This window comes from Methyloversatilis universalis FAM5 (assembly GCF_000214035.2).
Taxonomy (GTDB): domain Bacteria; phylum Pseudomonadota; class Gammaproteobacteria; order Burkholderiales; family Rhodocyclaceae; genus Methyloversatilis; species Methyloversatilis universalis.
In genome coordinates this window covers 1-11218 of sequence record NZ_AFHG01000055.1, presented here as the reverse complement: position 1 = coordinate 11218, position 11218 = coordinate 1, and the positions used below count along the sequence as shown (strand labels likewise).

Annotated in this window: 12 protein-coding genes; 8 read left to right on the top strand and 4 right to left on the bottom strand. The window is 61.9% G+C overall.

What is annotated here, in order from left to right:
• The coding region (locus METUNV1_RS15310; protein WP_242059669.1) for a transposase at positions 1 to 365 on the bottom strand (365 nt) is incomplete at its 3' end.
• Positions 366 to 460: 95 nt separating this feature from the next.
• On the opposite strand from METUNV1_RS15310, the gene METUNV1_RS15305 reads away from it, so the two are divergent.
• Positions 461 to 574 carry a DUF3363 domain-containing protein gene (locus METUNV1_RS15305; RefSeq protein WP_456299009.1) on the top strand — a complete coding sequence of 38 codons (114 nt, stop codon included), beginning with the start codon at positions 461 to 463 and terminating at the stop codon, positions 572 to 574.
• Positions 575 to 649: 75 nt separating this feature from the next.
• On the opposite strand, the gene METUNV1_RS15300 is transcribed toward METUNV1_RS15305, so the two are convergent.
• Both METUNV1_RS15300 and METUNV1_RS15295 read right to left on the bottom strand, forming a co-directional pair.
• On the bottom strand, positions 650 to 2083 hold the full coding sequence (locus METUNV1_RS15300) for a heavy metal sensor histidine kinase (protein WP_012202384.1): 1434 nt from the start codon (positions 2081 to 2083) through the stop codon (positions 650 to 652).
• Positions 2055 to 2747, bottom strand: a complete 693-nt coding sequence (locus METUNV1_RS15295; RefSeq protein ID WP_012202383.1) for a heavy metal response regulator transcription factor — start codon at positions 2745 to 2747, stop codon at positions 2055 to 2057. The genes METUNV1_RS15300 and METUNV1_RS15295 overlap by 29 nt, the downstream gene beginning before the upstream one ends.
• Positions 2748 to 3002: 255 nt before the next feature.
• Here METUNV1_RS15295 and METUNV1_RS15290 point away from each other — a divergent pair, with 255 nt between their 5' ends.
• The 7 genes from METUNV1_RS15290 (at position 3003) to copD (ending at position 10790) form a co-directional block, all read left to right on the top strand.
• Complete coding sequence (locus tag METUNV1_RS15290; RefSeq protein WP_081471375.1) at positions 3003 to 4904, top strand: copper resistance system multicopper oxidase; 1902 nt, start codon at positions 3003 to 3005, stop codon at positions 4902 to 4904.
• 25 nt (positions 4905 to 4929) lie between these two features.
• Positions 4930 to 5910, top strand: coding sequence for a copper resistance protein B (locus tag METUNV1_RS15285; protein WP_008063323.1), 981 nt, complete (start codon positions 4930 to 4932; stop codon positions 5908 to 5910).
• A 37-nt stretch (positions 5911 to 5947) separates the two neighbouring features.
• Positions 5948 to 6433 (top strand): DUF411 domain-containing protein, encoded by a 486-nt coding sequence (locus tag METUNV1_RS15280; RefSeq protein WP_006226241.1) that lies wholly within the window; start codon positions 5948 to 5950, stop codon positions 6431 to 6433.
• 33 nt (positions 6434 to 6466) lie between these two features.
• On the top strand, positions 6467 to 6739 hold the full coding sequence (locus METUNV1_RS15275) for a DUF2933 domain-containing protein (RefSeq protein ID WP_008063316.1): 273 nt from the start codon (positions 6467 to 6469) through the stop codon (positions 6737 to 6739).
• 154 nt (positions 6740 to 6893) lie between these two features.
• On the top strand, positions 6894 to 9332 hold the full coding sequence (locus tag METUNV1_RS15270; protein WP_081471374.1) for a heavy metal translocating P-type ATPase: 2439 nt from the start codon (positions 6894 to 6896) through the stop codon (positions 9330 to 9332).
• Positions 9333 to 9472: 140 nt separating this feature from the next.
• Positions 9473 to 9859: a copper homeostasis periplasmic binding protein CopC gene (gene copC / locus METUNV1_RS15265; protein ID WP_008063308.1), complete on the top strand. Its 387-nt coding sequence runs from the start codon at positions 9473 to 9475 to the stop codon at positions 9857 to 9859.
• Between the two features lie 4 nt (positions 9860 to 9863).
• The gene (copD, locus tag METUNV1_RS15260; RefSeq protein WP_008063304.1) at positions 9864 to 10790 is read left to right on the top strand and encodes a copper homeostasis membrane protein CopD; all 927 of its coding nucleotides are present in this window, start codon (positions 9864 to 9866) and stop codon (positions 10788 to 10790) included.
• 146 nt (positions 10791 to 10936) lie between these two features.
• Here the strand turns inward: copD and METUNV1_RS15255 are convergent.
• The coding region (locus METUNV1_RS15255; RefSeq protein WP_043360080.1) for a transposase at positions 10937 to 11218 on the bottom strand (282 nt) is incomplete at its 5' end.

Sequence of the window (11218 nt, the reverse complement as noted above, 5' to 3'; positions counted from 1 at the left end):
CGTGCGATGTCGGTACCGAGCAGACGGTCGCGATTGATGCTGAACACGGTGCGGTCCCACACCGCATCGTCCATGCCCAGGCCAACGAACCAGCGGAACAGCAGGTTGTAGTCGAGCTGTTCGACCAGCTGGCGTTCGCTGCGGATCGTGAAGAGGATCTGCACGAGCAGCGCACGCAGCAACTGCTCAGGCGGAATCGACGGACGGCCGGTATGCGAGTAACGCTCATCGAACAGCGCACTCATGTTGGCGAGAATGCCGTCGACCAGCGCGCGCAGGGAGCGCAGCGGGTGGTCCTTCGGCACGCGTTGTTCCAGGCTCACGTAGCTGAACATCAACGCCTGGGGATTCTCTTGGCCGCGCATGGACAGTCGGGAAAAGTAGGAAGACGATTCGGGGCGGGAGTCTGCCTTAAAACCCGCGCCACGAGCAGCGAGCGGGGTTTCTCACCAGCCTGCTAGTGCCGTGGAAACCAGTGATCGAGCAACGGCTAGGTCAGCAACTTGCTGCCACTGTACGCGGCGGTGGTGTGTCATGGGAGATTGGACGGCAGAAAGGCATGTCCATCATCTGACGAGCAACCTGCTTCCGACGAGTCGAAACTGCGCCCATCCACGATCTGCATTCTCCCGCAATGGCGAGAGGCCAACTAAGCGATGCGAGGCAGCGTTAGATCAAATTTAGTCGCTGTATCGCTGGACGTTGCCTGCACATGTCCACCATGAGCTTCGGCAATTGATTTGACGATGGCCAGCCCTAGCCCTGCACCTGCGTTCTTTCGTTGGCGGGCAGGATCTACTCGGAAAAAGCGATCGAATAACTTCGGCAGATCAGCCTCCGAAATTCGCTCGCCCGGATTTTCGACACTTATCGTTGTCCATCGCTCATCTTGCGCCAAAGCGACTGTAATACGCGACCCATAGGGAGTATGACGGATTGCGTTGGAAAGAAGATTGTTGAGCGCCCGCAGCAACATCTCACGATCCGCCCGTATTGGTTCGGCAGCACCCTTTGCGTAAAGTGTGATGTTGCGGTCTTCAGCTAATGCCTCGAAGTAGTCAAACAAACCTCGGATCAACTCAGCCAAGTCGATTTCGCCGAGGCGGAGATTTCGAGGGTCATTTTCCGTTTGAGCTAGAAACAACATGTCGCCGATCATGCGACTCATGCGATCAAACTCCTCCAAGTTGGAGTAGAGGATCTCCCGATATTCCTCTGCACTGCGGGGTTGCCCGAGCGCCACATGGGACTGCGTAATCAGGTTGGTAACGGGTGTACGCAACTCGTGCGCAATGTCGGCGGAAAAGTGCGACAGGCGGACAAACCCTTCCTCGATTCTGGCCAGCATGTCGTTGAAGGCGACCACAAGTTCAGCCAGTTCTATAGGTACGTCCAGAGGATCAAGTCTCACATCTAGCTTTGAAGAGCGGATCGTGCGAATCTCCTCGTTGACCTTGCGGATTGGAAGGTGGCCCCATTGCACGGCCAGCCAAGCCACCCCGAGCGCAATGCAGAGAACAAGGCAGGTCGCCCACCAGAGCATGCGCTTGAACTCTGCCAAGAAATCGAGATGAAAGCCGATGTCCATGGCAGCGACGATGCGGTAGCCAGGTGCCGCCGAATCGTCGGCAGGCAGTTGTAGCGCCACACCTCGATAAGACCTCTGATTCTCTTGCCACACCGTCAAATCGTCGGCGGTGATGCGGTTGACCAACTTTTTGCTGCTGGCAAGTTTCGACAGGTCAGGACCCGGCGTGGCATAGATGGTATTGCCCGGCCGATCATAGACACCATAGGTCATCCCATGATGTCCTGCCACTGCATTGGCTAAATGCTGCCGCAACTCATCTTTGTCCATGTCATTAGCGATCTGTCGCAACGGCTCTGCCAAGGCCGTGACCACTGCGTCCAGTTCATGGGCGTCCTGTTGGGCAAAGTGGTGCTCCAGGGATCTAACGACAACCCAGTTGAACGCTAGAAATACCAAGGTAGTGGCAATGCCAACCAGGGCCGTGACCCTCAATGCAAGCGACGCGGGACGGCTTCGCCGTGGCTTATGGCGCGAGGTCATCATCAGGCGCATCGAGCGTGTATCCCATGCCACGTACAGTGTGGATGAGCTTTGGATTGAACGCATCGTCGATCTTTGCGCGCAGACGACGGATGGCCACATCAATGACGTTGCTGTCGCTGTCGAAATTCATGTCCCATACCTGAGACGCAATCAACGAACGCGGCAGAACTTCACCCTGTCGGCGTGCCAGCAGTTCGAGCAACGCGAACTCCTTGCTGGTGAGATTGATGCGCTGACCAGCGCGCGTTGCACGTCGGCGCGGCAAGTCCAGCACCAAATCGGCAACTTGGATGCGATCAGGCTGGCTCGGAGCGCTTCCGCGTCGCAGCAGCGTCCGCACCCGCGCCAGCAATTCCGAGAACGCGAACGGCTTGACGAGATAGTCGTCTGCCCCCAGTTCCAACCCCTTGACGCGGTCATCTACGCTGCCACGTGCGGTTAGAAATAGCACAGGGACTTGTTTGCCAGCATCTCGCAGCGAACGCACGATGCGCCAGCCATCGACATCCGGCAGCATGACATCCAAGACCACCAAATCGTAGGTCTCGCTCATGGCCAAGTGGTGTCCGTCCAATCCGTTACGCGCCAGATCCACGACGAACCCTGCCTCCATGAGACCTTGGCGGACGTAATCCGCCGTCTTGTTCTCGTCTTCAACGACCAACAGCTTCATCGCATGCCCCATGAAATCGCTGCGGCGTAAGGAATTTTGCCGCCCACGATGCCCCATTCATTTGCTTCTTAGGGGCAATGTAATAGTCGCTTCCTGCCACGAAGATGACGCGACCATTACATGAATGTAATCCAAGGGTCATTCATCCGAAAGTGGTCACTCCATAGCATGACCTCCATGCGTCGAACCGTGCCGCCCAAGACCAAAGGCGGCTCTAAAGACGACTTTCAAGTTATCTATGGAGGATTTCAGGCCATGCCGCCTCGTTCGCCCTTTGTAATCGCGCCCCCACTGGGCCTGTCTCGTCGGCGTTTTGTTCAGGGGCTGGCCGCTGGCGGCGTCCTGGCCGGGCTGTCCACCCCGGCGCTCAGGGCATTTGCCCAACAAGGCTCCGCGACGCGCGGTGCCGCCCCTGTGCTGAAGGGCACCGAGTTCGACTTGGTGATCGCCGAATCGCCCGTGAACTTCACGGGCAAGCCAGGCGTGGCTACGACCATCAACGGCTCGCTGCCGGCACCGACATTGCGTTGGCGTGAGGGTGACACCGTCACAATCCGTGTGACCAACAAGCTGCGTGAAGCCACATCCATCCACTGGCACGGGATCATCCTGCCGTATCAGATGGATGGCGTGCCGGGCATCAGCTTCAATGGCATCGCTCCCGGCGAGACCTTCACGTACCGCTTCAAGGTTCAGCAAAGCGGCTCCTACTGGTACCACTCGCACTCCGGCTTCCAGGAACTCACGGGCATGTACGGGGCGATCATCATCGACCCCGCTGGTGCCGAGACCATCCGCGCCGACCGTGACCACGTGCTGCTGTTCTCGGATTGGACCGACGAAGACCCGATGCGGGTGTTCACCAAGCTCAAGTCCCAAAGCGACTACTACAACTACAACCAACCTACCGTCTTCGACTTCTTCCGGGACGCCTCGCGCGACGGCATGGCCGCTGCGATCGACAAGCGCAAGATGTGGAACGAGATGCGGATGAATCCGACGGATCTCGCCGATCTGTCTGCCGCCACGCTGACCTATCTGGCCAACGGCGTCACCCCCGCCGGCAATTGGACGGCGCTGTTCCGACCGGGTGAGCGCGTGCGGCTGCGCATGGTCAACGGTGCGGGCAACACCTTCTACGACGTACGCATTCCCGGACTGAAACTCACGGTGGTGCACGTCGATGGTGTTGACGTGGAGCCGGTGACGGTCGATGAGTTCCGATTCGGTCCGGGCGAAACCGTCGATGTGATCGTCCAGCCACGGGATGACGCTTACACGATCTTCGCCCAGGCGATGGACCGGACAGGCTACGCGCGGGCCACGCTGGCCGTGCGTGAAGGTCTTCAAGCTCCCGTGCCTGCCCTCGATCCGGTCGAATGGCTGACCATGAACGACATGATGGGCAGCATGATGGGGGGCATGGACCACGGCGGGTCCGGCCAAGCCATGGAGATGACGGGCATGACGGGCATGACGGGCATGACCGGGATGACCGGGATGGGCTCGGGTTCGATGTCCGGGATGGATCATGGGGCGATGGCTGGCATGAATCACGGCGCCATGAACCACGGTGGCATGGCGATGGATCACAGCCAACACGCCGCGGCGGCGGGGGGACTGGCCGTGCCCAGCACTACTGCTCGCCACGCTCGCACCGAGTATGGTGCCAGCACGGACATGCGCGTTGACATGGCGCGCACCAACCTCGATGACCCCGGCATCGGACTGCGCAACAACGGTCGGCGAGTGTTGACCCTCGCGGATCTGCATACCCCGTCGGGGCCGCTGGACAAGAGAGGCCCTGGCCGGGAGGTCGAACTGCACCTCACGGGCAACATGGAACGCTACGCATGGTCCCTGGACGGGCTGGAGTTCGGAAAGTCCACGCCGGTGCACTTCAAACACGGCGAGCGGCTGCGGGTCATTCTGCACAACGACACCATGATGACCCATCCCATGCACCTGCACGGCATGTGGAGCGAGCTGGAAAGCCCCGACGGTCGCTTCCTTGCGCGCCGCCACACCCTGCCGGTGCAGCCGGCACAACGCATCAGCTTCCTGGTGACAGCCGACGCGCTCGGCCGCTGGGCGTGGCACTGCCACCTGATGTTCCACATGGATGCCGGCATGTTCCGCGAAGTCGTGGTGTCTTGAACCCAGCGCACAAGGAAGACCAAGAATGTCCAAAGCACTCCCCACTCGCGCACTGGCCACGACGCTTCTGGCCCTGGTAAGCGTCGCCGCCCAGGCACAAGCACAGAACGACCATGCAGCGCACGGCCAGGCCGACGCTCAAACGGCCGCGCCATCCACTCAGACCGTGGCTCCTGCCGCCGACCCGCACGCGGGTCACGCGACGTCGGCGAGCGGCTCGACCGCGGCTCCGGCCATGGATCACGGCAACATGCAGATGCAGGGCGGGTCGGCGCCTCCTGACGCCCGCGATCCGCATGGCTACTCCAATGGCCTGACATTGGGATCGGGCGACTACGCCGTACCCGGTGTGCCGCGGCTGATGCTGGCCGACGAACACAGGTTCTTCTCGTTGCGCGGCGAAACCCTGGAACGCCGCTTCACGCGCAAAGGGGACGATTCCACGGCCTACGACCTCCAGGCTTGGTATGGGACGACCTACAACAAGGCCGTCGTGAAGGCCGAAGGCGATATCGCCAAAGGAAAGCTCGAAGAATCGCGTACCGAGCTTCTCTGGGGGCACGCCGTCGCACAGTACTGGGACACCCAGCTCGGCGTTCGGGTGGATAACGGAGAAGGCCCGAGCCGTCAATGGTTGGCTTTCGGCATCCAGGGCCTCGCCCCCTACTGGTTCGAGCTGGAGGCGACGGGCTACGTGGGAAGTGGCGGACGTACGGCGCTGCGTGTCGAAGGCAGCTACGAGCTGCTGCTGACCCAGCGACTGATTCTGGAGCCTCGTGCCGAATTGCAGTTCTATGGCAAGGACGACCCGGAACGCGGTATCGGCAAGGGCTTGGCCGAAGCGTCTGCTGGCTTGCGCCTGCGCTATGAATTCAGTCGCCAGTTCGCCCCCTACATCGGCGTGGAACGGGCGGGCAGCTTCGGACGCACAGCGGACTATGTGCGTGCCGAAGGTGGCCGCGCGCAGCAGACGCGCTGGGTGGCTGGCGTGCGATTCTGGTTCTAGAACCTTGTGGGTTTGATCATCTGATGAGAGGCAATCTATGAACATGCACTACGACAGAAGCCAGGGCAAAGTGCCGAGACGCCAAGCATTGATCGCTGGCTTGTTGGTGATGGCACTCGCAGGACCGAGCCTGGCGCAGAGCCGACCGATCGCCAAGGTGTGGAAGGACCCGAGCTGCGGTTGCTGCAAGGACTGGGTCTCACACCTGCAAGGCGCAGGCTTCGATGTGCAGGTTCTTGACACCGGGAACACGGCAGCGCGCACGCGGCTGGGCATCCCGCAGAAGTACGGTTCGTGCCACACGGCGCAGATCGGCGGCTATGCCATCGAGGGTCATGTGCCTGCCTCGGACATTCAACGCTTGCTGCGCGAAGCCCCGCAGGCCATCGGCCTCGCGGCGCCGGGCATGCCGGTCGGTTCGCCCGGCATGGATGGTCCGGCCTATGGTGGACGCAAGGACGCCTACGACGTGCTGCTGATCGGGAAAAACGGTAGTAGCACGGTCTATCAGTCGCATCTCTGACCATCCATCAACTCTTTTCCGTGGAGATATGCCATGCAGCATCAGCACACACAGACCCCCAGCGATCGTCCCCGGTTCTGGCGATCGCGCTACGGCGTGGCGTTCCTCATCATCGCCGCTGTCGCCGCGTATTTCCTGCTCAAGGAGCACACGGCACATGTTGCCGGCTATCTCCCCTTCCTGCTGCTGGCGGCTTGTCCGCTGATGCACCTGTTCATGCACCGTGGTCACGGCCACGGCGGACACGATCATGCCGCGCGTCAGGGTGAGGAAGGTGCCGCACCCGCCAAGGAGCAGAAGCAATGAGTCGCGTGCTCGCACAGTGCGAGCACGCGACGCCGCGCTTGTCTCCTTGCGCGCCTGCGGCCTGCTGCGATCACCAGACACCAACGGTTAACGGCGGAGGGCACTTGTCACTATGAATTCACCCAGCAAGTCTTCAGGACATGAGCACGCAGGCATGGCGGCGGGTGCCACAACGTCCGGCCCGCATAAGCACCACCATCACGCCAGCCATGCCGGCAGTGACGACGCGGGCGGGTCCTCAAGCCACTCGCAGCCCGATGCCGCGACGCGCGATCCGGTGTGTGGCATGGCGGTCACGGCGGCGTCGGAGCACCGCTCCACGCACTTGGGGAACACGTACTTGTTTTGCAGCACCGGATGCAAGGCCAAATTCGACACCGATCCGGCGCGATATGCCAGCGGTGGCGCGGGCATAGGCACAGGCAGCGGCCATGCGCCGCATCACCATGCCAGCACCGCAGTTTCACCGGCCCCGGCGGCATCGCCAACCGCACCCGGAACGATCTACACCTGCCCGATGCACCCGGAGATCAGCCAGGATCATCCGGGAACCTGCCCCAAGTGCGGGATGACGCTGGAGCCCCTGCTGCCCGACCTCGACGACGACAACCCGGAGTTGCGTGACTTCTCGCGTCGCTTCTGGTGGACCTTGCCGTTGACGCTCGTGGTCCTGGCGCTGGCGATGCTGGGCGAGCGGCTGCACCTGATGGACATGGCTACGCAGAGCTGGGTCGAGTTGGTGCTGTCGTTGCCGATCGTGCTGTGGGCCGGCTGGCCCTTCTTCTCCCGCGGCTGGCTGTCCGTGGTCAACCGCAGCCCGAACATGTGGACACTGATCGGCCTGGGAACGGGTGCGGCATTCATCTACAGCGTCGTGGCAACCGTTGCGCCGGAAGTGTTTCCAGCCTCCTTCATGTCCATGGGACGGGTCGGCGTGTATTTCGAGGCCGCCGCCGTCATCATCTCGCTGACACTGCTCGGCCAGGTGCTGGAACTCAAGGCCCGCTCCCAGACTTCGGCGGCTATCAAGTCGCTGCTGGGGCTGGCGCCCAAGACCGCGCGGCGCATCAATGCGGACGGCAGCGAGGAAGACGTGCCGCTCAGCCATGTGCACGTCGGCGACCTGCTGCGCATCCGACCCGGCGAGAAGGTGCCGGTGGATGGCATCGTGCACGACGGCAGCAGCTCGATTGACGAATCCATGCTGACCGGCGAACCGCTGCCCGTCAGCAAGCGCGCGGGCGACAAGGTCATCGGGGCCACACTCAACACCAACGGCGCGCTGGTCATGCGTTCGGAGCGGATCGGCTCGGACACCGTTCTATCGCAGATCGTCCAGATGGTCGCCCAGGCGCAGCGTTCCAAGGCACCGATGCAACGCATGGCCGATGTCGTTGCCGGCTACTTCGTGATGGCCGTCGTCGCCATTGCGGTCACGACGCTCTTTGTATGGGGATTCTTCGGGCCACAGCCCACCTGGGTCTATGGACTGATCAATGCGGTGGCCGTCCTGATCATCGCCTGCCCGTGCGCGCTGGGTCTGGCCACGCCGATGTCGATCATGGTCGCAACGGGCCGTGGCGCCACGCAGGGCGTGTTGTTCCGCGATGCCGCGGCGATCGAGAATCTTCGCAAGGTCGATACCCTCGTCATCGACAAGACAGGAACCCTGACCGAAGGCCGACCTGCTTTCGATCAGGTCGTCGCAGCACGCGGCTTTACGAACGATGAGGTGCTGCGTCTTGCGGCCAGCCTGGACCAGGGCAGTGAACACCCCCTGGCCGACGCCATCGTGCAGGCCGCGCGTGCCCAGGGCCTCCAACTCGTGAAGCCTCAGAGCTTTGAATCGGGAACCGGCATCGGCGTGCGCGGAAAGGTTGAGCACCGGCAACTGGCGTTGGGCAACACAGTGCTGATGGAACAGTCTGGCGTATCGGTGGAACCGCTCGTACCCCAGGCCGAAACTCTGCGCGGCGAAGGGGCCAGCGTCATGTACTTGGCTGTGGACGGGCAACTCGCGGGTTTGCTCGCCGTATCCGACCCGGTCAAGGGCAGCACCCCCGAGGCCCTGGCCGCGTTGAAGGCTGCGGGCCTGCGGGTCATCATGGCCACCGGGGACGGGCAGACCACCGCCAAAGCCGTCGGTGCACGCCTAGGCATCGACGAGGTGCATGGTGAGGTCAAGCCGGCGGACAAGCTCATGTTGATCGAGCGGCTGCAGAAAGAAGGCCGCATCGTCGCCATGGCCGGAGACGGCATCAACGACGCGCCGGCCTTGGCGAAGGCAGACGTGGGCATCGCCATGGGAACGGGAACCGACGTGGCGATGAACAGCGCTCAGGTCACGCTGGTCAAGGGCGACCTGCGTGGCATTGCTGTCGCTCGCACGCTCTCGGTGAGTACCGTGGGCAACATGAAGCAGAACCTCATGTTCGCCTTCCTCTACAACGCGCTGGGCATCCCCATCGCCGCCGGGGTTCTCTATCCCCTCACGGGCTGGTTGCTGTCGCCCCTGATCGCAGCATTGGCGATGAGCCTGAGTTCGGCATCGGTCGTGGGCAACGCCTTGCGGCTGAGAGCGAGCCGACTGTGACCGAAACATCTTTCAGAACCAACAGGAGTCTGCTATCGCCCAGCGAACCGTTTCTTTCGTTCCACGCCGTTGCGAAGGTGCAAGCCTTATCTCGGCATTTCGTTCTTAAACCACCCTCACACATCAAGGTAGGAATCTCTATGACCCGTTCACATTTCATCGCCAAGCTCGTCGCGCCGATCGCTGCTGGCCTGTTCGCCACCGCCGCATTCGCGCATCCTTCGCTGGTGTCTTCAACGCCGGCCGACAAGTCGCAGGTTTCCGCGCCAGCCACCATCGAGCTGAAGTTCTCCGAAACGCTGGTGCCGCAGTTCTCCGCCGCAAGCCTTGTCATGACGGGCATGCCGGGAATGGCGAGCCATGGCCCGATGAAGATCAACGCCAGCGTCGCGGGTGCCGGCGACGGCAAGACCATGGTCATCACGCCGGCACAAGCGCTCCAGCCGGGCGACTATCGCGTCGAATGGCGTGCCGTCTCCTCGGACACGCATCCGATCACGGGTAACGTCACCTTCAAGGTGAAGTAAGCCCATGGCCGGGGATTGGTTGACCATCGTCCTGCGCCTGGCGCTTTATCTGGACCTGGCGGCGGCGTTTGGCGTCGCCATGTTCGGACTCTATGCTTTGGGCAACGACGAGCGATCCTCGACGATCTCGCGCCGCTATCGCGTACTCATTGGCGCATCCGCCGCCATCGGCATTGTCCTGTCGATGTGGGGCATGACGGTCATGGCCAAGGCCATGTCCGGCGCCCAAAGCTACGCGGAGCTGTCAACGCACGTTTTCGACATGCTCATTACGGGCACGCACATGGGCATCGCCTGGTGCATTCGCATCCTGGCGTTAGTGACGTGTGTGCTCATCGCCGTGTTGCGCATGAATTCAACACTGCGTTTTGCAGCGATGGCCGCTTCCAGTGGTGTGGCGTTGGCGACCCTTGCATGGGCGGGACATGGCGCCATGGATGACGGCGTGCGCGGATACATTCATCTCGCTTCGGACATCACGCACCTCTGGGCGGCCGGTGCCTGGGTAGGCGCATTGATCGCGTTCTTGGTGCTTGCGGCGAACAAACCAAATACCGGGCAAGGCTCAGTAGAGATCCTGAGCCGAACATCCAATGGTTTCGCTCGGATAGGTACTGTGATCGTGGCGGCACTCGTCGTGACCGGAGCCCTGAATTACCTGTTGATCGCTGGGCCATCGCTTGATCCGCTCTTCTCAACGCTCTATGGCCGCCTGCTCGTAGGAAAACTCCTGTTGTTCGGAGGAATGCTCGCGCTGGCGGCAGCCAATCGGTTTCGACTGAGCCCAAGTCTGGAGGCGGCATTGAGAACAGGCAACCACGCACACGCGGTCGTCAAGCTACGGCAGAGTCTGTTCACGGAGGCGACATTAGCCGTTCTGGTTTTGGCGAGCGTTGCGTGGCTTGGCATCCTTTCTCCCAACGGCACCTAACAGGCTGGTGAGAAACCCTTGAATCCTTCCGGATCATGTCCTTCCGCTCGTTTTTTCCGGCACCGGAAGTGCGCCGTGGCGTGTGATTCGGGGTTCTCTCACCCTCGTATTCGGCTGCTCGCCAGGCAGCGGACGCATCTATCCCTCTACGCGGCAGCCGTTCGCATCAGGCTCAGCATTCGAGTCAGGTTGTACGCCGCGAACGCAAACAGCGCCTGACCGGAGAGCCTCTCCAGCCCCTTGTGCCGCGTCTTGCGCAGACCACCCACCGTCTTGATCCAGCCGAAGGCCTCTTCGATCATCTTTCGCCTGCGCAGACTCATCGCGTAGCCCTTGCCACGCGCGGTGCGTCCATCGACGGCGCTGCCGCTGACCTTGCGCGCCACGTGCGCCCTGATACCGCGCCGTTCGAGCGCAGCCACGAATTC

What these genes read in the sequence shown, in the direction of transcription:
- METUNV1_RS15300 (WP_012202384.1), bottom strand. Translation starts at nt 2,083, where the DNA reads ATGCGCCTGATGATGACCTCGCGCCATAAGCCACGGCGAAGCCGTCCC.
- METUNV1_RS15295 (WP_012202383.1), bottom strand. Translation starts at nt 2,747, where the DNA reads ATGAAGCTGTTGGTCGTTGAAGACGAGAACAAGACGGCGGATTACGTC.
- METUNV1_RS15290 (WP_081471375.1), top strand. Translation starts at nt 3,003, where the DNA reads ATGCCGCCTCGTTCGCCCTTTGTAATCGCGCCCCCACTGGGCCTGTCT.
- METUNV1_RS15285 (WP_008063323.1), top strand. Translation starts at nt 4,930, where the DNA reads ATGTCCAAAGCACTCCCCACTCGCGCACTGGCCACGACGCTTCTGGCC.
- METUNV1_RS15280 (WP_006226241.1), top strand. Translation starts at nt 5,948, where the DNA reads ATGAACATGCACTACGACAGAAGCCAGGGCAAAGTGCCGAGACGCCAA.
- METUNV1_RS15275 (WP_008063316.1), top strand. Translation starts at nt 6,467, where the DNA reads ATGCAGCATCAGCACACACAGACCCCCAGCGATCGTCCCCGGTTCTGG.
- METUNV1_RS15270 (WP_081471374.1), top strand. Translation starts at nt 6,894, where the DNA reads ATGGCGGCGGGTGCCACAACGTCCGGCCCGCATAAGCACCACCATCAC.
- copC (WP_008063308.1), top strand. Translation starts at nt 9,473, where the DNA reads ATGACCCGTTCACATTTCATCGCCAAGCTCGTCGCGCCGATCGCTGCT.
- copD (WP_008063304.1), top strand. Translation starts at nt 9,864, where the DNA reads ATGGCCGGGGATTGGTTGACCATCGTCCTGCGCCTGGCGCTTTATCTG.